A 25,983-nucleotide genomic window follows, 5' to 3' on the forward strand; every position below is an offset into this window, starting at 1 on the left:
TCTATTCACCATCCCTGCTGCATATATGATATGGAAGGGGAGTGATGCGATTTTGAGGCTGAGTGAGCTGTCAGGAAAAGAGATCGTCGATATTAAAAGAGCGGAGCGGCTTGGCGTGCTTGGACAAACCGACCTTGAAATAAATGAACAGGACGGTCAAATTACAGCACTCATCATACCTTCCGTCAAATGGTTTGGCTTTCGAAAACAAGGAAATGACATCCGCGTTCCGTGGAATCACATTCAAAAAATAGGATCAGATATGATCATTCTCGATGTGCCTGAAGAACTTCAGCCGCACGGAGAAAAAGAGCACCCATCATAAAAGGGTGCTCTCAGCGTGTAGACAAACTCTCGCATTCGCCAGCAGTCCTGCGTGCTGGTGCTCCCGAATGACAAATTCGCTCCGCGCCAGTAATCGTCCTTCCTAGGGCTGCAAAGGTTTTCTATCACGCTGAAAAGAAGACAAAGGGCTAAAATCAAGATCGTTTTAGCTCTTTGTCCATGATTTGAAAGGGCACCCACTATAAAAGGGTGCTCTTTTTCTTTTCTCTCTCCGATTTGTTCACAGGCTGAATCCTCTCCTCATATGCTGAAAGGGAGATTCGGAAAATATTACAGACTTTTTTAAATAAAGAAGGTGAACGGTCAGTATGTTGAGCGGTTTAACGGTTGCGGTGATCGGGGGAGATGCTAGGCAGCTTGAAATCATTCGCAAGCTGTCACAGCAGCATGCCAAAGTGTTTTTGGTCGGATTTGATCAGCTGGATCATGGATTTATTGGTGCTGAAAAGCTGAAAATGTCAGAGCTTCCATTTGAACAAGTGGATAGTATGATCCTTCCGGTATCAGGTGCTACAGACGAAGGGGTCGTTGCCACTGTTTTTTCAAATGAGAAGGTCGTGCTAGAAGCTAAATATTTAGAAAGAACCCCTGCACATTGTACCTTGTACTCAGGTATTTCTAATATGTACTTAGACAATATGGCAAAGCAGGTGAACCGGAAGCTTGTGAAGCTGTTTGAGCGAGATGATATTGCCATATATAACTCTATTCCAACAGTTGAAGGGATTATCATGATGGCCATTCAGCAAACGGACTATACGATTCATGGGTCACATGTCGCTGTTCTCGGACTTGGTCGAACAGGGCTCACCATTGCCCGCACATTTCGGGCGCTAGGTGCGGAAGTGAAAGTTGGTGCTGCGGATACAGCCCATTTAGCGCGAGCCTTTGAGATGGGACTTGATCCATTTTCAATGGACCGTTTAAAAGATGAAGTAACGGATGTCGACATCATCATTAATACGATTCCAAGCTTAGTATTAGATTCATCTGTCATCGTCAGCATGACACCAAAGACACTCATTTTGGATATCGCCTCCCGCCCAGGTGGAACAGACTTTGACTTTGCACAAAAGCATGGAGTGAAGGCGCTTCTTGCACCAGGACTTCCAGGGATTGTGGCACCAAAGACAGCCGGGCAGATCATTGCAAAAGTGCTATCTGGTCTCTTATGTGAACTTGCGGAGGAAAAAAGGGGGATGGAATCATGACTACACTAAAAGGGAAAAGAATCGGCTTTGGTTTAACAGGTTCTCACTGCACGTACGAAGCCGTTTTTCCGCAAATCGAATCACTCGTGAAAGAAGGGGCAGAAGTGCGTCCTGTCGTGTCATATACGGTGCAAAATACGAATACGAGATTCGGAGAAGGAGCGGACTGGATTGAGCGGATTGAGAAGCTGACAGGATTTCAAGCGATTGACTCAATCGTCAAAGCAGAGCCGCTTGGACCAAAACTTCCACTTGATTGTATGGTCATTGCGCCTTTAACAGGCAATTCAATGGCGAAATTTGCAAATGCACTAACAGACAGTCCAGTCTTAATGGCTGCTAAGGCGACCATTCGTAATCATCGCCCTGTCGTTTTAGGCATTTCCACCAATGATGCATTAGGTTTAAATGGTACAAATCTCATGAGACTCATGTCGACAAAGAACATTTTCTTTATTCCATTCGGCCAAGATGATCCATTCAAAAAACCGACTTCCATGGTAGCGCATATGGATCTACTGACAAAAACAGTAGAAGAGGCGCTCGAGCATAGACAAATTCAGCCCATTTTAATTGGATCAAACGAATAATAGATTCACTAGAAAATCATGAAAGATTCAAAAAAGGTACTTCAAGCCTTGCTTTTCTATGGTAAAATAAAATGTAAAAAGTCATAGGATGGCCATCCGAAAGAAAAGAATCATGGATGGGTCGGAAGGAGTTTTACTGATGGGAAGAGGATTGCATGTAGCTGTAGTTGGAGCGACTGGAGCTGTCGGTCAACAAATGTTAAAAACACTAGCTGACAGAGATTTTGAAATGGATACACTTACTCTACTATCCTCAAAACGTTCTGCTGGAACAAAAGTGACATTCAGAGGTCAAGAGTATACCGTTCAAGAAGCAACACCTGAAAGCTTTGAAGGGGTCAATATTGCACTATTCAGTGCGGGAGGAAATGTTTCCAAAGCGCTAGCTCCTGAAGCGGTCAAACGAGGTGCAATTGTTGTCGATAATACAAGTGCTTTTCGTATGGACGAAAATACCCCTCTTGTCGTACCAGAGGTAAACGAAAAAGATTTGCATGACCATCAAGGGATCATTGCAAACCCTAACTGTTCAACGATTCAAATGGTGGCGGCGCTAGAACCGCTTCGTCAAGCGTATGGCATGAAAAAAGTCATTGTGTCTACTTACCAAGCAGTATCAGGTGCAGGACATGAAGCCATTGACGAACTGTACAGCCAGTCGCAAGCCATTTTAAATAAAGAAGATGTGAAACCAGAAGTCATGCCTTATCAAATTGCCTTTAATGCGATTCCGCAAATTGATAAATTCCAAGACAATGGCTATACATTTGAAGAAATGAAAATGATCAATGAAACGAAAAAAATCATGCACTTGCCAGAGCTGGAAGTAGCGGCAACATGTGTGAGACTGCCAATTGAAACGGGTCATTCAGAATCGGTTTACGTTGAACTTGAATCAAATGACGCAACGGTTGATGACGTCAAGTCCATCCTAAAAGATGCACCAGGCATCACATTACAAGATGATCCGTCTCAGCAAATTTATCCAATGCCTGCAGATGCTGTTGGTAAAAACGACGTATTTGTCGGCCGCATTCGGAAGGATTTGGATCGTCCAAATGGCTTCCATATGTGGATTGTATCTGATAACCTGCTAAAAGGCGCTGCATGGAACTCCGTTCAAATTGCAGAAAGCTTACGAGCATTAAAATTAGTTTAACATTCAATGGATGATGAGGACGAATAGAAGAGAGTTAGGCATCTTTCGCCTGCTCTCTTCTGTTACGTCAGAATGAACTTGGAGTGAAAACAGTGAAAATAATTGTCCAAAAATTTGGCGGTACATCTGTCAAAGATGATCAAGGGAGAAAAAGGGCACTTGCACATATCTTATCTGCAAAAGAGAAAGGCTATAAATCGGTCGTTGTCGTGTCTGCGATGGGACGAAAAGGCGATCCTTATGCGACAGATACGCTGCTTGGTCTGCTTTATGGCAGTGCGCAGCATATGACAAACCGAGAAAAAGATTTACTCGTGTCTTGCGGAGAAAATATTTCAGCTGTTGTTTTTTCAAGTATGCTGAATGAAAACGGGCTAAAGGCTGTAGCGATGACTGGATCACAGGCAGGCTTTGTGACAGATAAAGAACATACAAATGCGAAAATTATTGACATGAAGTGTGAACGTCTTGAGGCGGCACTTTCAGAGCATGATGTGGTTGTCGTTGCTGGATTCCAAGGCGCTGCAAAAAATGGAGACGTGACAACAATCGGACGAGGCGGCAGTGATACGTCAGCTGCTGCGTTAGGCGCTGCATTGCAGGCAGATTTCATCGATATTTTTACAGATGTAGAAGGGGTCATGACAGCAGATCCCCGTATCGTAGAAAATGCAAAACCATTGAGAGTCGTGACATACACAGAAATTTGTAACCTCGCATACCAAGGGGCAAAAGTCATTCACCCTAGAGCTGTTGAAATTGCCATGCAAGCAAAAGTACCAATGAGGGTCCGTTCAACATACTCTGATGATGAGGGCACACTCGTGACATCACACTACTCAGATAAAATGAGTCATGATGTGTACGACCGCCTGATTACGGGTATTGCACATGTCAATGATGTCACACAAATCAAAGTCCCAGCTAAAGAGGGACAGTACAGCGTACAAACAGAAGTCTTTAAAGCAATGGCAAATGCCCAAATCAGTGTCGATTTCTTCAACATTACACCGAGCGAAATCGTCTATACGGTGACAGGTGCAATGACTGAAAAAGCAACGGCGATCCTAAAAGATCTGGGCTATACGCCGATTGTCACAACAAACTGTGCAAAGGTATCAGCTGTTGGAGCAGGCATTATGGGTGTACCAGGTGTCACATCTAAAATTGTATCTGCACTATCTGAGCAAAATATTCCGATCTTACAGTCCGCTGACAGTCATACGACGATTTGGGTGTTAGTGAACGAAGAAAACATGAGAGCGGCTGTTAATGCCCTTCATGAAGTGTTTGAACTTTCAAGATAAATGTGATTGAATCATGATGAGGTGAAAAAAATGAATTTCGGAAATATCGCAACAGCTATGATTACACCTTTTGATAAAAAGGGCAACATTGATTTCCAAAAGCTATCAATTCTCATTGATTACTTGTTAAAAAACGGCAGTGACTCTTTAGTCGTTGCAGGGACAACAGGCGAATCGCCAACTTTATCGACTGAAGAAAAAGTCGCTCTTTTTCAGCAATCGGTGAAATTAGCAAATGGTCGTTGTAAAATCATTGCAGGAACAGGCAGTAATAACACAAATGCGTCTATTAAACTAACGAAAAAAGCAGAAGAAGCGGGCGTTGATGCAGTGATGCTTGTCGTACCTTACTACAACAAGCCATCACAGGAAGGCATGTATGCACACTTTAAAGCAATTGCCGAGTCTACATCTCTTCCTGTCATGCTTTACAATGTACCAGGAAGAACGGTTGCTTCATTAGCACCAGAAACAACGATTAAGCTTGCGCAAATACCGAACATTGTCGCAATCAAAGAAGCAAGCGGTGATCTAGATGCCATGACAAAAATCATTGCAGAGACACCAGAAGATTTTGACGTTTATTCTGGTGACGACAGCTTAACGCTTCCTGCGGTTGCGGTTGGTGCAAAAGGAGTCGTCTCAGTGGCTTCTCATATCGTAGGCCTTGATATGCAGCAAATGCTAAAAAGCTACGCCTCAGGACAAACAGCGAATGCGGCATTGATTCATCAAAAGCTGGTGCCGATCATGAACCAGCTGTTCTCAGCGCCAAATCCAACGCCTGTCAAAACAGCTCTTCAGCTGAAAGGATTAGATGTCGGATCCGTTCGTCTCCCGCTTTTACCTTTATCAGAAGAAGAGAGACTGAATTTAAGCAGCGTATTAAACAGCTGATCAAAACAAAAAAATTCGTAAGCGGTCATTCTCAGATGTCCCTGAGTATGACCGTTTTTTATACATAAACACTTTCTTAAAATGTGACTTCATCTTGTTTTCTAAAATTAGATTCAGTTATAATAGCATTAAGCGATGATGGACGGGCTTGAGACTAGGAGGATAAGAATTTTGAAAAAGAAAAATACAGAGAACGTAAGAATTATTGCACTGGGAGGCGTTGGAGAAATCGGGAAAAACTTATATGTCATTGAGATTGATTCCGACATATATGTTGTAGATGCAGGACTCATGCATCCAGAAAACGAAATGCTAGGCATTGACGTGGTCATTCCTGATATCTCTTATTTAACAGAACGAGCTGATCGGGTGAAAGCAATTTTTCTTACCCACGGACATGATGAAGCAATCGGAGGCGTATTCCATTGCTTAAGCAAATTGTCTGTACCAGTTTACGGCACGAAGCTGACCCTTGCGTTACTTCGAGAAAAGTTAAAGCAATACGGCTTCAATCAAAAAGCTGATTTGCGAGAGGTTCATGCAAAGTCAGTCATTACATTTGAAACAACAAAGGTATCGTTCTTTAGAACGAATCACAGTATTCCTGATTCAGTCGGAATCAGCTTCAAAACATCTCTTGGTTCAATCGTATGCACAGGTGATTTTAAATTTGATCAAACCCCAGCGCTTAACCAAGCCTGTGACATCGGAGAGATTGCGAAAATTGGAAACAACGGCGTTTTAGCACTTCTTTCAGACAGTGCAAATGCTGAAAAACCAGGTTATACACCTTCTGAGGCGCTCGTCCAAGACGAAATCTCAAATGCGATGTACAATGCTGAAAATCGTGTGATTGTCGCTGTATCTTCATCAAATATTAACCGTGTACAGCAAATCATTAATGCCACAAACCAAAATGGCCGTAAGCTTGCAGTAGCAGGGAAAAATATGATGACAACTCTTCAGCTTGCGATCAAACTTGGTTATGTGACAGCAGACGAAGAATTATTTGTTCCAGTCCAAGAAGTGAAAAAAATGGCGAAAAACAGTGTGGTCATTCTCACAGCAGGAAGCCACGGTGAGCCTCTCGCTGCTTTAACAAAAATGGCGAAACAAAATCACAAACAGCTTCATATTGAAAAAGATGACACGGTTGTGATTGCGTCTACACCTCTTCCAGGACAAGAACTCACCTATTCAAAAACGGTGGATTTCCTTACAAGAAGCGGAGCACAAGTGATTTTTGCTCAAAAACGTGTGCATGTATCTGGACATGGCTGTCAAGAAGAGTTAAAGCTCATGCTGAACTTACTGAAGCCAAAGTATTTAATTCCAGTAAACGGCGAATATCGCATGCAAAAAGCACATTCTCGTATTGCTGAAGAAGTGGGCATGAAACGAAGCGACATTTTCTTAATTGATAAAGGGGATGTTGTGGAATTTAGAGGTCAAAACGTCAAAATCGGTGAAAAAGTACATCAAGGGAACATTTTGATCGACGGTCTTGGTGTTGGTGATATTGGGAATATTGTCTTACGTGATAGACGCCTATTGTCTCAAGATGGCATCTTAATTGTGGTCATTACGCTCGATAAACAAAAGAAACAATTAATTTCTGGACCTGAGATCATCACAAGAGGATTTGTTTATGTAAGAGAATCCGAAGAGCTGATTGTGAAAGCAACAGAAATGGTCAAAGGGATTGTGAAAGAGCAAACGGAAAACTCAATTGTTGAATGGTCAACACTGAAACAATCCATGCGCGATGTACTAAATCAATTCCTATATGAAAAAACAAAACGTAAGCCAATGATCATTCCAATTATTATGGAAGTGTGATGAGAAAAGTCCAAAGAGCACAAGCTCTTTGGGCTTTTTTGATGTGACATGATGAATGCGGATGGAATGTGACGATCTTGTTCATAATAGGAGGAGAGTTTTTAGGAAAGGATGGAGACAAATGGACGAACAGAATGAACAGCAGCCTGAGCGAAAACCAGAAGAAAAAGATAGCATTATGAGCAAAATACAACAGCTTGGTGAAACAGCCGTCCCGCAGTTGTCACAAGATACAAACATACATTGCCTGACTATTATTGGACAAATTGAAGGGCACATGCAGCTGCCGCCACAAAATAAAACAACCAAATACGAACATGTCATTCCACAAATCGTAGCAGTTGAACAAAACCCAAAAATTGAAGGGCTTCTAATCATTTTAAATACAGTGGGCGGCGATGTAGAAGCAGGACTAGCCATTGCGGAAATGCTCGCTTCTTTATCCAAACCGACTGTATCCATTGTGCTTGGCGGCGGCCACTCTATTGGGGTCCCAATCGCCGTATCGTGTGATTATTCATACATTGCCGAAACAGCAACGATGACCATTCACCCTGTACGCTTAACCGGTCTAGTCATCGGTGTTCCGCAAACCTTTGAATACTTAGATAAAATGCAGGAAAGAGTCATTAACTTTGTCACGAGTCACTCAAACATTACAGAAGAGAAATTTAAAGAGCTTATGTTCTCTAAAGGCAATCTAACAAGAGACATCGGGACAAATGTCGTTGGCCATGAGGCGGCGGAATACGGGCTGATGCATGAAGTCGGCGGCGTTGGACAAGCGATTAAAAAGCTGAACGAGCTTATTGGAGAACGGGCTGCACAAAACGAGGGGCTGATCCAATGATTTTATATACACCTATGCCTTATGAAGCCATTTACGCTGAGGAACAAGGAGAACGCAAACTCCAGCAGGTAAACATTCAGGGTGTGCCAGTGATGGTTGAAATGAAAGAAGATGAAGCGGAAATCGTTCAAGTAATGAGTACGAATCCAATGGACTTTTTGAATCAGGAGCTTGCACCAGGTAAGCGATTGAAGTTACATTTAGGCACCAATCAAACCGACTCATATGAATGATTCTATGCTATAATAAAGGGAAAACTTACAACAAGATGCAGCCAAAACCAGGCTGCTTTCTTTCTGATCTTTTCGTAGGTTATATTTTCTTTTGTAGTAAGGTGATGAGTATGGCGAAAAAGAGAAAACGTAAAACAAGAAAAAAACAAAATAAACAGCTAAAACTGAAATATGAACTAAATGGGTTAGTCTGTATTGCCATAGCGATCATTGCCATTTTACAGCTAGGTGTAGTTGGACAAACCTTTGTACATCTATTCCGATTCTTTGCAGGTGAATGGTTTATTCTCTGCCTTATCGGATTATTTCTTTTTGGTGTGACGATTTTTTGGAAAAAACAAATTCCTGATTTACTGACAAGAAGAAAAGCAGGTTTATACTGCATCATTGCGAGTATCTTGCTTTTGTCCCATGTGAAGCTTTTTCAGCATCTTTCAGCTGCAGGCGTGATAGGCTCTCAAAGTGTAATCAGAAATACGTTTGAGTTATTCTTAATGGATATGAAAGGTGAGACAGGCTCGCCCGATTTAGGAGGCGGTATGATCGGTGCCATATTATTTGCGGCCTCCTATTTCTTGTTTGCACAAGCAGGGTCGCAAATCATGGCCATTGTGCTAATGCTGATCGGCATTGTTCTGATCACAAACCGGTCACTGCAAGAAATGGTCAAAAAAGTGACGCTGCCTGTATCACAATTTTTGGTGAAGCAGTGGAAAGCATTTATTGAAGATATGAAAGGCATAAGGCAGGCGAAAAAGAATGCACCTGCGCAGAAAACAAGTGAAAAGAAAAAACGTTCACGCATACAAGAAGAGGACGAAGAGGATCATGATCATATCTTGATCGAGGAAGAAGAGCAGGCTTCTGACAATCGTCAGCCGATTATCTCAAGTTTTGCTGATCGAGATGACATGCTCACACCGCAAGTTCAAAAAGATCAGCCGGTCAATGAGCCAGATCCTCTTCAAGAAACTGTACAAGGCACTCCGTCTCATGATACAGGGGACGAACCGAAAGAAGCTCCGCCTATGACGTTTACGGAGCTTGAAAATAAGGATTATGAGCTGCCATCGCTTGATATTTTAGCTGAGCCGCAGCATTCAGGTCAGCAAACAGATAAGAAGAATATTTATGAAAATGCAAGAAAGCTTGAAAAGACCTTCCAAAGCTTTGGTGTAAAAGCAAAAGTGACACAAGTTCATTTAGGTCCGGCTGTCACAAAATATGAAGTATACCCTGATGTCGGCGTGAAGGTAAGTAAGATCGTCAACTTGAGTGATGATTTAGCCCTTGCATTAGCAGCAAAAGACATTCGAATTGAGGCGCCGATTCCTGGTAAATCCGCCATCGGAATTGAAGTTCCCAACGCAGAAATTGCGATGGTTTCTTTAAAAGAGGTTTTAGAATCGAAACAAAATGACCGCCCAAATGCCAAGCTACTCATCGGACTGGGCCGAAATATTTCTGGTGAAGCTGTGCTGGCTGAAATGAACAAAATGCCGCATTTACTTGTGGCTGGCTCGACAGGAAGCGGAAAAAGCGTATGTATAAACGGCATTATCACAAGTATTCTCATGAGAGCAAAACCTCATGAAGTAAAGATGATGATGATTGACCCGAAAATGGTTGAATTAAATGTTTATAACGGCATCCCGCATCTGTTGGCTCCAGTCGTAACCGATCCTAAAAAAGCCTCACAGGCACTTAAAAAAGTTGTGAGTGAAATGGAGCGCCGTTACGAATTGTTTTCTCATACGGGCACAAGAAATATTGAAGGGTACAATGATTACATTAAACGAATGAATCAATCAGAAGAGGCGAAGCAGCCAGAACTACCTTATATTGTCGTCATTGTAGACGAGCTTGCTGATTTAATGATGGTTGCTTCCTCTGATGTGGAAGATTCCATTACAAGGCTTTCTCAAATGGCACGTGCTGCAGGGATTCATTTAATTATCGCCACACAGAGACCTTCGGTTGATGTCATTACTGGTGTTATTAAAGCCAATATTCCATCCCGTATTGCATTTAGCGTATCGTCACAAACCGATTCAAGGACCATTCTTGATATGGGAGGCGCAGAAAAATTGCTGGGCAGAGGGGATATGTTGTTCTTACCGGTCGGTGCGAACAAACCAGTTCGTGTCCAAGGCGCCTTTTTATCAGATGAAGAAGTGGAACATGTCGTTGATCATGTCATCACACAGCAAAAAGCACAATATCAAGAAGAAATGATCCCAAGTGAAGAAACGCAAGATCAGCTTGGGGCTGTGGACGACGACTTATATGATGAAGCAGTTGAACTGATCATTGGTATGCAGACGGCCTCTGTTTCTATGCTGCAAAGGAGGTTCCGCATCGGTTATACCCGTGCTGCACGTCTTATTGACGCAATGGAAGAGCGCGGGGTTGTCGGACCATATGAAGGAAGTAAACCGAGAGAAGTCCTCCTCTCAAAAGAACAATATGACGAGCTCTCTTCATAATTCGAAGAGAGCTTTCCTAACACAAAGTTAACGATATATTGATTATGTTAACTGGATGTCAGACTATTTATTTATTTGCAAAAACATGATATAGTTATGTTCATCTTATCTCGGAATAGAGATTTCTCATCTTATCATTTGCATTGATTAGACGGAGGGAAAACATGTCGACCAAAACAGACAATCGCCATTTATATTTGAAAGTGATTGACCGTATTAAAGAAGATATTCAAACAGGCGTATATGCCGAAAAGGAAAAGCTGCCTTCAGAATTTGAGCTCTCAAAGCTTTTAGGCGTGAGCAGAGCGACCCTTCGTGAAGCCCTTCGTATATTAGAAGAAGAGAAATATTTAATAAGAAGGCATGGTGTGGGGACTTTCGTCAACTCAAGACCGCTTTTTTCTACTGGCATTGAACAGCTGACAAGTGTTACAAAAATGATTGAACAGGTCAATATGACACCAGGTACCATCTTTTTGTCCTCACAAGAAGGGGAGCCGACGGAGAATGATGTCATTCGTTTTCAGTGTGATGAATCCGAGAAGGTTTTTTCAATGGAACGCGTTCGAACAGCAGATGGACAGCCAGTCGTCTATTGTTTAGATAAAATTCCGGTCAAACATCTCCCCGCTTCTTTTACTCATGAGGAAGAATCGCTTTTTGAGCTGTTTGGCAGAGAACCGCACAGCGGAATTAAATATGCAGTGGCAGACATCGAACCGATTGGTTATCACGATCAGGTTTCACCGATACTAGAATGTGACCCAGAAACAGCGTTACTATTACTGAAACAAATGCACTATGATCAAGATGATCAGCCGGTCTTATACTCGCTCAATTATTTTCGAGCGGATAAATTCAGCTTCCATGTCATACGTAAACGATTTTAACAAAGCAGTCGCTTCCATAGGCGGTTGCTTTTTGTTTGTCTATACATAAAACCCGTGAAACATGCCACACTAATACGTAACAGTATATAGAATTGGGTGAATGATGTTGGGCGAGAAAACAGTCAGTAAAAAGAATATTATTGCATTATCATCAGTGCCTCTAATCATGACGCTTGGGAACTCGATGCTAATACCCGTATTACCAGAGATAGAAAAGAAACTTTCAATCACTTCCTTTCAAGTGTCACTCATTATTACGGTATACTCCGTTGTGGCGATTTTGTGTATTCCGATTGCCGGTTATTTATCTGACCGAATTGGGCGGAAAAAGGTACTTTTACCATGTCTTTTAATCGCAGGACTTGGAGGAGCTGTTGCAGCTGTGGCCTCAACCATCATGAAAGAACCGTACATGTGGATTCTATTTGGCAGGGTCCTTCAAGGAGTTGGCTCAGCCGGGGCAGCACCTGTCGTTATGCCGTTTATTGGCGATTTGTTTCACGATGATGAAGAGGTAAGTGCGGGACTTGGAGCAATTGAAACTTCTAATACAGCTGGAAAGGTACTCAGTCCTATTATTGGGGCACTTCTCGCTTCTTGGTTTTGGTTTGTGCCGTTTTGGTTCATTCCATTCTTTTCAATCATCAGTTTTGTGATGGTTCTGTTTATGGTTGAATCCGCAAAGAAAGAGGAAGATCCGCCTACATTTAAGGAGTTTTTAAAATCAACAAAGACGATTTTTAAACATGAGGGACGCTGGCTTTATGCCATTTTTGCTATTGGTGGTTTTATTATGTTTCTTCTTTTTGGCGTGCTCTTTTATTTATCAGATAACCTAGAGGCAGCGTATCAAATAACGGGTGTCAAAAAAGGCTTGCTGCTAAGTATCCCGCTCCTTTTCTTATCAATCAGCTCGTATATTGCGGGGAAAACAATCGGGAAAGAAAAGGGGAAAATGAGGATATTTCTCATCGTTGGTATGGCTCTTTTATCATTTTCGTATATATTTTTATGGTGGAATCACAGTTTTTACGTGTTGTTTGTCTGCTTAAGTATTGGCGGCGTAGGGATTGGCATTGTGCTTCCAGCACTTGATGCGTTGATAACAGAAGGGATTGAAAAAGAGCAGTGTGGAACCATTACGTCATTTTATAGCAGTATGCGTTTTATCGGTGTTGCTTTAGGACCTCCAATTTACGCATTTCTTATGGATAAAGGAGACGCCATCGTTTTTATTCTATCGACCATATGTAGTCTCATTTCATTATTTTTGGTCCTCTTTTTCATCCAGCCAGATGAAAAGGATGAAAGTGAACAATTGAAAACGGTTTAAACATAGAAAAAAGACGGTATTTTGCCATCTTTTTTCTTTTTTATAAATTGACATGTAAAATTTTGATAGTTAAACTAATGTATAGTAATATCTTTTAAATTATCCCAAATAGGAGGTGTTCAAAAACATTCATTTTCTGTCTTTGTTTTAAGGCAGAAATTGAGCTCGTGGCTGATGATGGATATGCGTTTCTTCAACACGAAAGGACAATTGAATAGGTCATCCTGCCATTAGCACGTTGAAGGAGACGAAGTCAGCACTTCAGACACGCTCAAAAACAGCAAATTGATTGATGAACTAGAAGGAGCTTGAAGCAGCTATGTTGCAAATAATTAAAGCAAGATGGATTGTATTAATGGTGTGGATGATAACAGCTGTGATTCTGTTTATTACTGCGCCCGATTTAGAGGAATTAACAAGAGAAAAAGGGCAGTTAAAGGTTCCAGAGGGGACACCAACAGCTGAGGCACTTCACTTATTGGATAAGCTTTCAGATCATAATGGGAAAAAAGATACTGGTGTGATTGTATTCTCCGAACAACATTTGTTCCCTGCCAAAGAGCAGGAATTAAAAAAGGCTTTAGCTGCACTCATGACACATGCCCCAGAACTCCACATTGACGGAATTACTTCGTATTTTCATGTAGATCGTGACATTCAAAAACAACTTTTATCAAAGGATAAAAGTACACTTCTTGTTCCATTCAAATTCGACCACTACGAAACAAAAGCTGTGAAGGTTAAAGAACGAATTGAGGAAGTTTTAAAGCCCTACAACGTCTCATATGAAATGACAGGTCAAAAATTTGTGGACTCAGATGTCATTAAAAGCTCTCAACAAGGTCTGAAGAAAACTGAACTTATCACGATGATTTTTATTTTCTTTATTTTAATAATTGTATTCAGATCGATACTGGCACCTGTTGTTCCGCTTATTACGATTGGCATTTCTTATGCTGTCAGCCGGTGTATTGTGGCTTTTCTCGTAGAATATACACCATTTCCTATTTCTAATTTCACTCAGATTTTTATGGTAGCTATTATGTTCGGTATAGGAACGGATTATTGTATATTACTTTTAAGCCGTTTTAAAGAGGAGATTGGTCAGGGGCGTGATGTCAAAGAATCGATTATCATCACGTATCAATGTGCAGGGAAAACAGTCTTTTTCAGCGGCTTAGCTGTGTTAGTCGGCTTCTCAAGTATTGGTTTCGCAAAATTCCAATTGTACCAATCAGCCGTCAGCGTTGCCGTAGGCGTTGGCATCCTGCTCATTGCACTTGTCACAATCGTTCCCTTTTTTATGTCGGTTTTCGGAAAATCCCTTTTTTGGCCGTCTAAAAGAGAAAACATTCGTCATCCACAAAGTAAGATTTGGGAATGGGCTGGGCGCTTTTCATTTAAAAGACCGCTCATCAGCTTAGGTGTAGTTGCACTCATCACTGTTCCTCCGATTCTGATGTATGACGGCACTCTTTCTTATAATAGTTTAAATGAGATTGGGACAAAGTATGAGTCAGTGTCTGCATTTAATACGATATCTGAGCAATTTGGCTTTGGTGAAGCGCTGCCGCTGAATGTGCTTGTCGAAAGTGACAATGAGCTCGATAATCAAGAAAAGATTGTCATGATTGAAAAACTGACCCGTAAGTTAAATGACATTGAGGAAGTGAAAGCGGTTCGCAGTGTCACTCGCCCAGTTGGAGATGGGTTAAGTCAGCTCTATGTTACCTCTCAAGCGAAAGAGCTGGGGGGAGAGCTTGGGAAAGGTCACGAGGGCATCGGGAAAATTACAGATGGCTTGACCGAAACAAACTTAGCACTTCTCAAACAAAAACCAAAAATTGAAGAATCCGCTAAAGGGATTGATCAATTGATTGATGGGACAAAAGCCATCAAAGGCGGTATCGGAGAAGTGAGGAAATCACTCATTTCTTTAGAGGATGGTGTGAGGCGCAGTAAAGAGGGCGTAGGAACCATTCGCACTGAAATCAAACAAGCGAAAAAAGAATTAGAGCAAGAATACCGCAGAAGTGAAACCATGATTCAAGATCTTGAACGAGTCGTAAGCATACTGGAAGGTCACGCAACATCAAATGAGCAGCTGATGACAACGATTAAAAAAGTGAAACAATCCTATGAAAACGTATCATTTGAAGGGCTTGAAAACCGGCTTCCAGAAATCAAAGACATGAATGAATATAAAGAAATCAAAAAAGTATTCAAAGATACAAAAGGAATGCTCGATCAAGCTGGAGAGCAAATGAGCGTCTATGAAGAGGAAGCATCTGCCTTTAAACAAAAGATCAAGAAAGCAGATCAAGTCATTCAAACGTTCTCAAGCAAGCAAAAAGAAATCAAACAACAAGTAAAGGCGCTGATGACAGGTCTAGATCAAATTTATGATGGTCTTGATGAAACGAATAAAGGCCAAAAACAGCTCATCAAAGAAATGCCTAAAATTGAAGATGGCGCAGATCAGCTGACAGATGGCCAAAAAGCCGTGAAAAAAGGGTTTAACCAGCTATCATCTAAACTCTCACTATTAACAGATGGATTAGATGAAAGTATTTCCGGACTTGAGCAAGTAAAAAGCGGCTTTACCGAGGCAGACAGCTACTTAAAACAGCTTCAGGAAGCACCAGATGAAGAAGTAACGGGCTGGTTTATACCAGAAGAAGTATTGAAACGCCATGAGTTTAAGAAAATATTTAATACGTATATGTCCCCAGATCGTAAATTAACAACCTTTGAAGTGATTTTAAATGTAAATCCATACAGCAATGAAGCAATGAAAGGTGTAGCAAAAATCGAAGAAACCCTTGATCAATATTTACCTGTAAGTGGTTTGAAAAATGCCAATTACGGTGTATCTGGTATCTCCAGTTTAAATGTTGACTTAAAAGAAACGTCAGACGGTGACTTTATCAGAACGGTTATTTTCATGTTAATTGGTATCTTTATTATTTTAGTTTTATTACTAAGGTCAATCGTCATGCCGATATACTTAACACTTTCACTCATATTAACGTATTTTACATCCATTGGCTTAACAGAATGGATTTTCAAAACATTCTTTGGCTACGATGGTGTCAGCTGGGCTGTTCCATTTTTCAGCTTTGTGATCCTTGTGACCCTTGGCATTGATTATTCGATCTTCCTGATGGATCGCTTTAATGAATGGAAGGGAGAGCATGTTCAAGCATCCATGATATCAGCGATGAGAAATATGGGGTCCGTCATTATTTCAGCAGTTGCTATTTTAGCGGGTACTTTTGCTGCGATGCTGCCATCGGGTGTTTTATCATTAGTTGAAATTGCAACGGTCGTACTCATTGGACTTTTATTATATGCTTTTGTTGTTCTACCACTCTTTATCCCGGTCATGGTTCGCATCTTTGGAAAATGGAATTGGTGGCCGTTTAGAATGAAATAACAACCTGCGTCTCTGCTTTTAGCAGAGGCGTTTTTATTTCCTATCCTTTCCTCTGATTGATATAATGACTATTAAATGGCTGTTTCACGTATATATCAGCTATGTTCTAATACATAATAAATAGGATGAACAAAGGAGGTTTCTCATGACGTACTTACAAGAGAAGACATTTGATACACCTGGTCTTCATACTCATATTGTCAAAACAGAAAAATTTAAAACCGTGACGATCCTTTTTAAAATGCTTGCGCCTTTATCCAAAGATGACGTCACCATGCGTTCCCTTTTCCCGCATGTGCTTTTAAGAGGAACAGAAAAAATGCCGAAAACGGGAGAGCTTCGTGCTTATTTCGACGAGCTCTATGGGGCGACCGTTTCCGCAGACATGGCGAAAAAAGGTGAAAATCACATCATTACCTTCCGTCTAGAAATGGCGAACGAAAAATATTTAAAGGATCAAACCCCTTTACTAGAAAAAGGGATTGCCTTACTTTCTGAACTTTTATTCCACCCGTACGTGGAAAACGGAGTATTTCATGAATTGTACGTTGAGCAAGAAAAGCGAACATTGAAACAGCGCATTCAAGCCGTTTATGATGACAAAATGCGCTATTCAAACTTAAGACTTGTACAGGAAATGTGTAAAGGTGAGCCATATGCACTGCACGTCAATGGTGAAATGGAAGACGTCGAAGCGATTACGGCAGAAGCGCTCTTTAAAGCATACGAGCATGCACTTCAGTCCAACCAGCTGGATCTCTATGTTGTGGGAGACGTTGATGAACAAGATATCAATCGAATGGTCTCGCAATACTTTAAAACAAGTGAAAGAGAGCCGGTCAAACAAAATACCGAATCATCAAGATCACAAATAGAGCCAAAAGAAGTCATTGATGAAGAGGACGTAAAACAAGGAAAGCTGAACATTGGCTTTCGCACACATACAACGATAGCAGATGAAGATTATCCGGCGCTGCATTTGTTTAATGGCATATTCGGCGGCTTCTCTCATTCAAAGCTATTTATCAATGTGCGGGAAAAAGCAAGTCTTGCGTACTATGCAGTCTCTAGACTTGAGAGCTTTAAAGGTTTGATGATGGTCATGTCAGGAATTGAAGTCGGCAACTATCAGCAGGCAGTAGACATCATCAAAGAACAATTTGATGCCATGCAAAAAGGCGATTTTTCTGATGAAGCAATTGAACAGACAAAGGCTGTCGTCAAAAACCAGTTGCTCGAAACCATTGATACGTCTTATGGAACAGCGGAATACTTATATCAGCATGCCGTCGTGCCAACAGGGGAGAGCCTCGATTCCTTTTTAGAAGCGTTAGACAGAGTGACAAAAGAGGACATCATCAAAGTGGGTCAAAAAATCGAATGGGATACGACCTATTTTCTTAAAGGAACGGAGGGTGCTTCATGACAGTGAAAACAATTCAATTCGACCAGTTGCAAGAAACGGTCTATCACGAAAAAATGGAGAGCGGACTTGACGTCTATGTACTGCCAAAGCAAGGGTTTAACAAAACCTATGCAACCTTTACAACAAAATACGGCTCTGTCGACAATGAATTTGTGCCGCTTGGCAAAGAAGACATGATCCGAGTGCCTGATGGAATTGCCCATTTCTTAGAGCACAAGCTGTTTGAAAAAGAAGATGGAGATGTGTTTCATACATTTAGTAAACAAGGAGCATCCGCAAATGCTTTTACGACATTTACGAGAACAGCTTACTTATTCTCAAGCACCTCAAATGTCGAACAAAACCTTGAGACACTCATTGATTTTGTGCAAGAACCTTATTTTACTGAAAAAACAGTCGAAAAAGAAAAGGGCATCATTGGTCAAGAGATTAACATGTATGATGACAATCCCGACTGGCGGTTATTCTTCGGTTTGATTGAAAATCTATATCAAGAGCATCCTGTGAGAATTGATATAGCTGGAACAGTAGAAAGCATCGCTCCGATTACAAAAGATCATTTGTATGAATGCTATGAAACGTTCTATCACCCAAGCAATATGCTTCTATTTGTTGTCGGTCCCGTTGATCCGAAGCAAATATTAGATCAAGTTCGAGCGAATCAGGCGAAAAAGCCATTTACAGACCAGCCAGAGATCAAACGAAAAGACATCAATGAGCCTGAAGGTGTGTACCGAAAAGAATACGAACTTCCAATGAACGTACAAGGCTCAAAATGTATGTTTGGATTAAAAACAAAGAATCCTCATAAAAAAGGCAATGAACTGTTAAAACATGAGCTCGGAATGAATCTCATTTTAGAGACGCTGTTTGGTAAAAGCTCCTTACAATATGAACAGATGTATGAAAAAGGCTTAATTGATGAGACCTTCAGCTACGATTATACGGAAGAAGGCGGTTTTGGCTTCACTTCAGTTGGTGGAGATACAAATGACCCTGATCAACTCGCAGATGAATTAAAAGAAACGCTTCTTCAAGCAAAAAGCCTGATCACAGAAGAAAAGATTGAACTTGCTCGCAAGAAAAAAATTGGCAGCTTTTTAAAAGCAATGAACTCCCCGGAGTACATCGCCAATCAATTCACTCGATACGCATTCTTAGAAATGAGCTTATTTGATGTCGTGCCAGTACTGGAGCAAATCCAATTAACAGATATTCAGCAAATCTTAGACGAAGAAATTGATGAAGAAAGAATGTCAGTTTTTAAAGTCGTACCGAAAACAAAATAAATGAAAAAAAGACAAACTCAACGTATAAGAGTTTGTCTTTTTTGTGTCCAATGGAAGAAAGCGCTTTATATGCGAAGATATTGATTGACAATTGTTTCGGTAATTAGTTAAACTCTTTAATAGTTAAACAATCAAACTAAAGGAGCAGCATATGGTACAAAATAAAATTGCCCAGCTCATCCAGAGATATGCGGACGTCTATCTCATGATGGAAAAAAAAGTATCGAGTATGATCACGGAAAAGCTCGATAAAGAACTGACACTTGATCAATATTACTCGCTTCGATACATCAATTTACACCCAGGATGTACATCAACAGACCTAGCCATCGAATGTAATGTCAATAAAAGTGCTGTGACATCCATGACCAATCGTCTTTTTAATAAAGATTATATTTATCGAGAGCATGATCAAGCTGATCGAAGAAACGTTCATCTTTATGTGACACCCGAAGGAAAAGAAGTGGTCAGCCGAATGGAAAAGCAGCTTCAGGATCTTGTTCGGTCATATTTAGAAAAATTTGATGAAAAAGAAATAGAATCATTTATTCAAACATATGAAAAGATTTATCAAATTATCATCGAAGAGGAGGCACAACATAGTAATGAGAGCAATCATAAAGGGTAGATGGCTGATTACGATCCTTTGGGTCGTACTAGCGGCTGTATTATTAATCACCGCTCCTAATATGGCGCAATTAACAAAAGAAAAAGGGCAGATTTCTGTTCCAGATGGTTATCCTTCTTCCTACGCCGATCAATTATTAAAGAACATGTCTGAAAATGGGGATACGGAAAAATCGATCGTCATTGTCTTTCAAGGAAAGGATATCGTCAAAGAAAGAGAAGCCTCTTTAAAGAAAGCGATGGAGATTTTAGAAAAGGATCAAGATCTCCATGTTGAAGACATCACTTCTTATTTTGATGCAAACAAAGATATTAAAAAACAGATGCTCTCTAAAGATCAAACAACACTTCTTGTTCCAGTTACATACGACTCGAACAAAATCAAAGCATCCGATTTTAAAGAAAGAGTCAATGAAAAGCTTAAGAGCCTGAACCTGAAATTTGAAATGACAGGTCAGCCGCTAATCGACGATGATGTCATCACAAGCTCACAAGAAGGTCTGAAAAAAACGGAATTCATTACAATTGGGTTTATTTTAATTGTTCTTGTGCTTGTCTTTAGATCCGCAGTGGCACCGTTCGTTCCTTTAGTGGCCGTGGCGCTTTCCTATTTGGTCAGCCAATCCATTGTGGCTTACCTAGTAAAGTATGTTGATTTTCCGCTCTCAACCTTTACCCAAATTTTTATGGTCGCCATCATGTTTGGGATTGGAACCGACTACTGCATCCTGTTGCTAAGCCGGTTTAAAGAAGAACTATCTCACGGAAAAGATAAGATTGAGGCGATTATTACAACATATAAGACGGCAGGTAAAACCGTTTTATTCAGCGGAATTGCTGTTCTCATTGGTTTTACGTGTATCGGTTTAGCCCAATTCCAACTGTATAAATCAGCTGTCGCCGTGGCGGTTGGTGTCGCCGTGTTAATTGTGGCACTGCTCACTGTCGTTCCATTCTTTATGGCGGTTTTAGGAAAAGTGTTATTTTGGCCGATCAAAGGCGATATTGCCCACCCGCAATCGAAAATGTGGGAAACAGCCGGTCGTTTTTCATTTAAGAAACCACTTCTCAGCTTGCTAATCGTTGCAATTATTACCCTTCCAGCGATTCTTATGTATAAAGGAACACTTTCATATAACAACCTAGACGAAATCGGCAATAAATACGAATCCGTCAATGCATTTAATACGATCTCTGACAAATTTGGACCAGGTGAAGCCCTTCCGGCAACCGTTGTCGTGAAATCATCTGATCTTTTAGACAATAACGAAGGTCTGATTGCTGTTGAAAAACTAAGCCGCGCCATTGAACAAACAGATGGCGTGAGTAAAGTAAGAAGTGCGACACGCCCTGTTGGAAAAGGACTGAATGATCTGTACGTGAAATCTCAAGCCAAAGAGCTAAATAGCGGGCTTGATAAAAGTAACGAAGGGTTGAAAAAGATCCAAGATGCTCTTACAACCATGAGTAAATCCATTGAGGATCAAACACCACAAATTAAATCATCTGGAAAAGGCATTAACAAATTGATTTCTGGAACCGAATCCGTAAAATCAGGTATTCAAAACGTCGAAAAATCGATGAGAGAACTGCAAAACGGAATTGATCAAAACAAAAAAGGTGTTTCTGAAATTAAAGAAAGAATAAAGGGTGCGAAAAAGGAATTAACAGATCAAGTCGCACAAGTGAATCAGCAAGTGGCACTGTATAAAAGCATTTCCAAAGAATTAAAAGCAGCATTGGCACAAGTCGATACGTCATCCTCTGCCGCAGCGGATGTGAAAGCTTTGATCAGTCAAGCGAATAAACAGTTCAGTACACTTGAGCAGCAAATTCCGCAAGTGAAAGAAAACCAATCATATCAAGCCATCAAAGCTTCATATAAGGAACTTTCTACTACCTTGCAAGAAGGAGCCAAACAGGCTGACAGCTATGCAAAACAAGCAAAAGAAGCAAAAAAACAGCTTGAAGCAGCAGATGCTTTTATCGCAAAAGCTTCAGAGCAGCAAAAAGTGTTTACAAATCAAATTGATGAGCTGATTGCTGGCTTAGAAGCTATTGAGAACGGGCTAGATCAAACGTCTAAAGGCCAAGGACAGCTAGCTGATAGTATGCCTAAACTTGCAAATGGAGCCGGCGACATCATTAATGGTCAAAAACAAATGAAAGAAAAAATTGGCGGCTTTGGTGACGATCTGACCAAGCTGACAGATGGTCTAAACAAAAGTGTCGACGGACTTGAGAAAATTTCAAACGGCTTAATGGGTGCAGGAGACTACTTAGATGAACTGAAAAACGCACCAGATCAAGACATGGCCGGTTGGTTTATTCCAAAAGATGTCCTGAAAAATAAAGCTTTCAAGCAAGTGTTCGATTCCTATATGTCTGATGACCGCAAGATGACAAAGATTGACGTCATCTTAGAAGACAATCCATATGGAAACGACGCCATGAAAACGATTAAACAAGTAGAGGCTTCTGTCAAACGTGCACTTCCTGAAACAAACTTAAAAGATGTTTCATTTGGCGTATCTGGTGTATCAAGTATGAACGCTGATTTAAAACAGCTGTCAGACCAAGACTTCAATAAGACGGTTTTTTACATGATGATCGGTATTTTCTTAATACTAGTGATTCTCTTCCGTTCTCTCGTGATGCCGCTTTACTTAGTTGGATCGCTGATTTTAACGTACTTTACCGCCATTGGTGTAACAGAATTTATTTTCACCCATTTCTTCGGATATCCGGGCATCAACTGGGCTGTTCCATTCTTTGGCTTTGTCATCTTAATGGCGCTTGGAGTCGATTATTCGATTTTCTTAATGGAACGTTTCAATGAATACAAAACAAAAGACATTCAGTTTGCCATGACTGAATCAATGAAAAATATGGGATCTGTTATTATGTCTGCTGCCGTCATTTTGGCAGGAACATTTGCAGCGATGCTGCCATCAGGTGTATTGTCACTCTTACAGATTGCAACACTTGTTCTCACAGGGCTTTTATTGTATGCACTCGTTGTGCTACCATTGTTCGTACCTGTGATGGTCAAATTGTTCGGATCAGCGAATTGGTTCCCATTTAAACGAAAAGAATAAGGATTCCATAAAGAAAGTAGGAACAAAGTATGAGTCGTTGGGCACTGATTACTGGTGCCAGTGGCGGAATTGGGCAGGCGACAGCCAAAAAGCTTGCCCAAGAAGGCTGCCATCTGATGCTCCATTATCATCAAAATGAACAAGCGGCTAGCCGTCTTTCCGCTGATCTCAAAGAAACATATCAAGTAGAAACGTACGTCATCCAAGCTGATTTAGCGAAAACAGGCGGAGCAGCAGAGCTTGTCAGCCGCCTGCCGCTTGATCCAGATATTCTTGTTTTAAATAGCGGAAAGAGTCATGTTGGTTTAGTGACAGATACTGAAAAAGAAGATCTAGCCAGCATGGTGCAGCTTCATGTGACAAGTCCATATGAGCTTACCCAATCTATTTTGCCTGCCATGATCCAAAAAAAATCAGGTCATATTATTGCAGTTAGCTCGATATGGGGGGAAACGGGTGCCTCGTGTGAAGTACTGTACAGTATGGTCAAGGGTGCTCAAAATGCTTTCATTAAAGGGCTTGCCAAAGAGCTTGCCCCAAGTGGAATTAGAGCAAATGCAGTCTCACCAGGTGCTGTTCAAACTGATATGATGAAAAGCTTCACACAAGAAGACCTTGCGATAATGGAAGAGGAGATTCCGCTCGGCCGTCTTGCCGCACCTGAAGAGATAGCCGATGTCATTTGGTTTCTCGCCTCCAAGCAGTCAAGTTATATGACAGGTCAAATTTTATCCGTTAATGGCGGCTGGTACTGTTAAAAACGTGTATAATTCGTCACTCCATGACAAAAGCTATGGCTGTAATTCATCTTTTCGAATGGAGGAATCGACATGTCAGTACTTGAGAACTGGGACCATTGGAAAAACTTTTTAGGAGACCGTTTAAATCATGCGCAGGATAAAGGCTTAAAAGATGATACTATCAATAACCTTGCGTATGAAATTGGCGGATACCTGGCTAATGAAGTTGAAGCAAAGAATGAGCAAGAAAGAGTACTTGCTGACCTTTGGAGCGTCGCATCAGAAGATGAGCAGCGCGCAATTGCCAATATGATGGTCAAACTGGTTGAAAATAATAGCTCGCACTAAACAAAAAGAGGGGTCGTTTGTGCCTCTCTTTTTATTTTAACTGTTTCACAACATTGTGCTTTCTAAAAATGTGAAAATGCTTTATGATAAAGGAAGGTAAAAATTTGCCACAATGAAGGGGGTAATATCATTTGGCAAAGCTCGAATGGTATTTTGAATATGAGATACAGGTGAACCGTCCCGGACTTTTAGGAGACATTTCTTCTTTAATGGGGATGCTTTCAATTAATATTGTGACAATTAATGGTGTTGATGTATCAAGACGCGGCATGCTTCTTCGCTGTGACCACACAGAACAAATTAAGCGGCTTGAATCAATTTTAAATACAATGGAAACGATAAAAGTAACGAAACTAAGACAGCCAAAACTTCGTGACCGTTTAGCTGTTCGTCATGGAAGATACATTCAGCGTGATGCGGATGACAAAAAGACGTTCCGTTTTGAAAGGGACGAGCTTGGTCTACTTGTCGATTTTATGGCTGAATTATTTAAAAAAGAAGGACATAAATTGATTGGAATTCGCGGAATGCCGCGGGTTGGAAAAACAGAATCAATTGTTGCTTCAAGTGTATGTGCAAGTAAGAGATGGCTGTTTGTATCGTCTACTCTTTTGAAACAGACCATTCGCAGTCAGCTGATTGCAGATGAATACAGCCCGGATAACGTCTTTATTATTGATGGGATTGTGTCGACAAGAAGAGGTTCTGAGAAGCACTTGCAGCTTTTAAGAGAAATTATGAGACTGCCTGCTACAAAGGTTGTAGAGCATCCAGATATCTTTATTCAAAATTCAGAATATACAATGGATGATTTCGACTACATCATTGAATTGCGTAATAGTGCAGACGAAGAAATTACATACGAGCACGCTGAAGAACCACAAGTGTTTGATCATTCTGGTTTTTCTGGCTTCGATTTTTAATATGGTAATGGTAGGTGTTTGTTTTGACTGAATTGGGAAAACGGCTCGTTGAGGCCAGAGAGGAAAAAGGGATGTCGCTGGAGGATCTGATGGCGGCTACCAAAATCCAAAAGCGCTATTTGCTAGCAATAGAACAAGGAAATTATGATATCATTCCAGGTAAATTTTACGTCAGAGCGTTTATTAAACAATATGCCGAAGCCGTTGGACTGAATCCTGAACAATTGTTCGAAGAGTTTCGTAAAGATGTACCAAGTACGTATAACGATGAAGTGTCTGATAAATTATCAAATATTAAACCGCAAAGAGAGCTGCCAAAGCCCGCCTCAAAGGTACTAGAGCTGCTTCCGACGATTTTAATCATTGGAGGGATTCTTGTGGTGATCGCTATCATTTATGTGATCGTTCAAGCGGTTAATCATGATAGCGGACAAAAAAATAATCAGGCGGCTCCTCAGCAATCAGAATCAAAATACGAAGTGTCTGAGGATTCATCGCTTGCAAAGGATCAAAAGAAAAAGGATAAAGCTTCGTCAGATGATCAAGAAAAATCATCTGAAAAAGACGATTCCTCAAAGGATTCATCTAAAGACGATGAAGATGTTTCTTTGAAGGCGACGGATACAGAGGGTTCTACGACAACGTATGAAGTATCAGGTGCAGAAGAGATGGAGCTAACCATTTCTGCCTCACAAGCTTCATGGCTTCGTGTGAGAGACGAATCTGGAAAAGTGCTGAAGATGGGTGAATTGAAAGATGGCGAATCGTTTAAAACAGACTTAACTGATCTTTCCCAAGTCGATATCCGCTTAGGAAATGCAACAGGAATCGATATCAAAGTCAATGACGAAACGCTGAAGTACGAATTAGACCCTAAAAACACCATGACACAAAACATTGTGATTGTGAATAAAGGAAAGGAAAAGTCATCTTAAGCAAGTAGATGACTTTTCTTT

At 40.9% G+C, this 25,983-nt stretch carries 21 protein-coding genes; all 21 read left to right on the top strand.

What is annotated here, in order from left to right; genetic code table 11:
• Nucleotides 1-52 precede the first annotated feature (52 nt).
• The 21 genes from NSQ17_RS08500 to NSQ17_RS08600 all read left to right on the top strand — a co-directional run bounded on the left by NSQ17_RS08500 (nt 53) and on the right by NSQ17_RS08600 (nt 25,962).
• On the top strand, nt 53-325 hold the full coding sequence (locus NSQ17_RS08500) for a YlmC/YmxH family sporulation protein (protein WP_008344726.1): 273 nt from the start codon (nt 53-55) through the stop codon (nt 323-325).
• 328 nt (nt 326-653) lie between these two features.
• Nucleotides 654-1,556 (top strand): dipicolinic acid synthetase subunit A, encoded by a 903-nt coding sequence (dpaA, locus tag NSQ17_RS08505; protein ID WP_017359065.1) that lies wholly within the window; start codon nt 654-656, stop codon nt 1,554-1,556.
• Nucleotides 1,553-2,146, top strand: a complete 594-nt coding sequence (gene dpaB, locus NSQ17_RS08510; protein WP_017367267.1) for a dipicolinate synthase subunit B — start codon at nt 1,553-1,555, stop codon at nt 2,144-2,146. Before dpaA ends, dpaB begins: the two co-directional genes overlap by 4 nt.
• Before the next feature lie 139 nt (nt 2,147-2,285).
• On the top strand, nt 2,286-3,305 hold the full coding sequence (asd, locus tag NSQ17_RS08515) for an aspartate-semialdehyde dehydrogenase (protein ID WP_017359063.1): 1,020 nt from the start codon (nt 2,286-2,288) through the stop codon (nt 3,303-3,305).
• Between the two features lie 92 nt (nt 3,306-3,397).
• Nucleotides 3,398-4,612 (top strand): aspartate kinase, encoded by a 1,215-nt coding sequence (gene dapG, locus NSQ17_RS08520; RefSeq protein ID WP_025207348.1) that lies wholly within the window; start codon nt 3,398-3,400, stop codon nt 4,610-4,612.
• Between the two features lie 30 nt (nt 4,613-4,642).
• On the top strand, nt 4,643-5,509 hold the full coding sequence (gene dapA / locus NSQ17_RS08525) for a 4-hydroxy-tetrahydrodipicolinate synthase (RefSeq protein ID WP_008344717.1): 867 nt from the start codon (nt 4,643-4,645) through the stop codon (nt 5,507-5,509).
• Nucleotides 5,510-5,680: 171 nt separating this feature from the next.
• Nucleotides 5,681-7,348, top strand: coding sequence for a ribonuclease J2 (gene rnjB, locus NSQ17_RS08530; RefSeq protein WP_008344715.1), 1,668 nt, complete (start codon nt 5,681-5,683; stop codon nt 7,346-7,348).
• 121 nt (nt 7,349-7,469) lie between these two features.
• Complete coding sequence (locus tag NSQ17_RS08535) at nt 7,470-8,198, top strand: ClpP family protease (protein WP_008344713.1); 729 nt, start codon at nt 7,470-7,472, stop codon at nt 8,196-8,198.
• Nucleotides 8,195-8,431, top strand: coding sequence for a YlzJ-like family protein (locus NSQ17_RS08540; protein ID WP_008344712.1), 237 nt, complete (start codon nt 8,195-8,197; stop codon nt 8,429-8,431). Before NSQ17_RS08535 ends, NSQ17_RS08540 begins: the two co-directional genes overlap by 4 nt.
• A 110-nt stretch (nt 8,432-8,541) precedes the next feature.
• Nucleotides 8,542-10,917, top strand: a complete 2,376-nt coding sequence (locus NSQ17_RS08545) for a DNA translocase FtsK (RefSeq protein ID WP_342468022.1) — start codon at nt 8,542-8,544, stop codon at nt 10,915-10,917.
• A gap of 164 nt (nt 10,918-11,081) precedes the next feature.
• Nucleotides 11,082-11,807: a GntR family transcriptional regulator gene (locus NSQ17_RS08550; RefSeq protein WP_008344706.1), complete on the top strand. Its 726-nt coding sequence runs from the start codon at nt 11,082-11,084 to the stop codon at nt 11,805-11,807.
• Between the two features lie 100 nt (nt 11,808-11,907).
• On the top strand, nt 11,908-13,140 hold the full coding sequence (locus NSQ17_RS08555) for an MFS transporter (RefSeq protein ID WP_342468023.1): 1,233 nt from the start codon (nt 11,908-11,910) through the stop codon (nt 13,138-13,140).
• Nucleotides 13,141-13,459: 319 nt separating this feature from the next.
• Nucleotides 13,460-16,576, top strand: a complete 3,117-nt coding sequence (locus tag NSQ17_RS08560) for an MMPL family transporter (RefSeq protein WP_342468024.1) — start codon at nt 13,460-13,462, stop codon at nt 16,574-16,576.
• 145 nt (nt 16,577-16,721) lie between these two features.
• The gene (locus NSQ17_RS08565) at nt 16,722-18,002 is read left to right on the top strand and encodes a pitrilysin family protein (RefSeq protein ID WP_024720378.1); all 1,281 of its coding nucleotides are present in this window, start codon (nt 16,722-16,724) and stop codon (nt 18,000-18,002) included.
• Nucleotides 17,999-19,291 carry a pitrilysin family protein gene (locus NSQ17_RS08570; protein ID WP_039166628.1) on the top strand — a complete coding sequence of 431 codons (1,293 nt, stop codon included), beginning with the start codon at nt 17,999-18,001 and terminating at the stop codon, nt 19,289-19,291. The genes NSQ17_RS08565 and NSQ17_RS08570 overlap by 4 nt, the downstream gene beginning before the upstream one ends.
• A gap of 151 nt (nt 19,292-19,442) precedes the next feature.
• Nucleotides 19,443-19,919 carry a MarR family transcriptional regulator gene (locus tag NSQ17_RS08575; RefSeq protein WP_024720380.1) on the top strand — a complete coding sequence of 159 codons (477 nt, stop codon included), beginning with the start codon at nt 19,443-19,445 and terminating at the stop codon, nt 19,917-19,919.
• Complete coding sequence (locus NSQ17_RS08580; RefSeq protein ID WP_160757680.1) at nt 19,897-23,016, top strand: MMPL family transporter; 3,120 nt, start codon at nt 19,897-19,899, stop codon at nt 23,014-23,016. The genes NSQ17_RS08575 and NSQ17_RS08580 overlap by 23 nt, the downstream gene beginning before the upstream one ends.
• 29 nt (nt 23,017-23,045) lie before the next feature.
• Nucleotides 23,046-23,774 (top strand): SDR family oxidoreductase, encoded by a 729-nt coding sequence (locus NSQ17_RS08585; RefSeq protein ID WP_217967194.1) that lies wholly within the window; start codon nt 23,046-23,048, stop codon nt 23,772-23,774.
• 72 nt (nt 23,775-23,846) lie between these two features.
• Nucleotides 23,847-24,104, top strand: a complete 258-nt coding sequence (locus NSQ17_RS08590; RefSeq protein WP_003211590.1) for a DUF3243 domain-containing protein — start codon at nt 23,847-23,849, stop codon at nt 24,102-24,104.
• 131 nt (nt 24,105-24,235) lie between these two features.
• Nucleotides 24,236-25,027, top strand: coding sequence for a DUF3388 domain-containing protein (locus NSQ17_RS08595; protein ID WP_039166619.1), 792 nt, complete (start codon nt 24,236-24,238; stop codon nt 25,025-25,027).
• A gap of 23 nt (nt 25,028-25,050) precedes the next feature.
• Nucleotides 25,051-25,962, top strand: a complete 912-nt coding sequence (locus NSQ17_RS08600; protein WP_039166616.1) for a helix-turn-helix domain-containing protein — start codon at nt 25,051-25,053, stop codon at nt 25,960-25,962.
• Nucleotides 25,963-25,983 lie beyond the last annotated feature (21 nt).

Source organism: Bacillus sp. FSL W8-0629 (assembly GCF_038593225.1).
In the GTDB taxonomy this organism is placed as follows: Bacteria; Bacillota; Bacilli; order Bacillales; family Bacillaceae; genus Bacillus; species Bacillus altitudinis.

Bases quoted from the DNA above. Each gene is read 5' to 3' on its own strand.
- dpaA (WP_017359065.1), top strand. From the start codon at position 654: ATGTTGAGCGGTTTAACGGTTGCGGTGATCGGGGGAGATGCTAGGCAG.
- dpaB (WP_017367267.1), top strand. From the start codon at position 1,553: ATGACTACACTAAAAGGGAAAAGAATCGGCTTTGGTTTAACAGGTTCT.
- asd (WP_017359063.1), top strand. From the start codon at position 2,286: ATGGGAAGAGGATTGCATGTAGCTGTAGTTGGAGCGACTGGAGCTGTC.
- dapA (WP_008344717.1), top strand. From the start codon at position 4,643: ATGAATTTCGGAAATATCGCAACAGCTATGATTACACCTTTTGATAAA.
- NSQ17_RS08535 (WP_008344713.1), top strand. From the start codon at position 7,470: ATGGACGAACAGAATGAACAGCAGCCTGAGCGAAAACCAGAAGAAAAA.
- NSQ17_RS08540 (WP_008344712.1), top strand. From the start codon at position 8,195: ATGATTTTATATACACCTATGCCTTATGAAGCCATTTACGCTGAGGAA.
- NSQ17_RS08545 (WP_342468022.1), top strand. From the start codon at position 8,542: ATGGCGAAAAAGAGAAAACGTAAAACAAGAAAAAAACAAAATAAACAG.
- NSQ17_RS08550 (WP_008344706.1), top strand. From the start codon at position 11,082: ATGTCGACCAAAACAGACAATCGCCATTTATATTTGAAAGTGATTGAC.
- NSQ17_RS08555 (WP_342468023.1), top strand. From the start codon at position 11,908: ATGATGTTGGGCGAGAAAACAGTCAGTAAAAAGAATATTATTGCATTA.
- NSQ17_RS08560 (WP_342468024.1), top strand. From the start codon at position 13,460: ATGTTGCAAATAATTAAAGCAAGATGGATTGTATTAATGGTGTGGATG.
- NSQ17_RS08565 (WP_024720378.1), top strand. From the start codon at position 16,722: ATGACGTACTTACAAGAGAAGACATTTGATACACCTGGTCTTCATACT.
- NSQ17_RS08570 (WP_039166628.1), top strand. From the start codon at position 17,999: ATGACAGTGAAAACAATTCAATTCGACCAGTTGCAAGAAACGGTCTAT.
- NSQ17_RS08575 (WP_024720380.1), top strand. From the start codon at position 19,443: ATGGTACAAAATAAAATTGCCCAGCTCATCCAGAGATATGCGGACGTC.
- NSQ17_RS08580 (WP_160757680.1), top strand. From the start codon at position 19,897: ATGAGAGCAATCATAAAGGGTAGATGGCTGATTACGATCCTTTGGGTC.
- NSQ17_RS08585 (WP_217967194.1), top strand. From the start codon at position 23,046: ATGAGTCGTTGGGCACTGATTACTGGTGCCAGTGGCGGAATTGGGCAG.
- NSQ17_RS08590 (WP_003211590.1), top strand. From the start codon at position 23,847: ATGTCAGTACTTGAGAACTGGGACCATTGGAAAAACTTTTTAGGAGAC.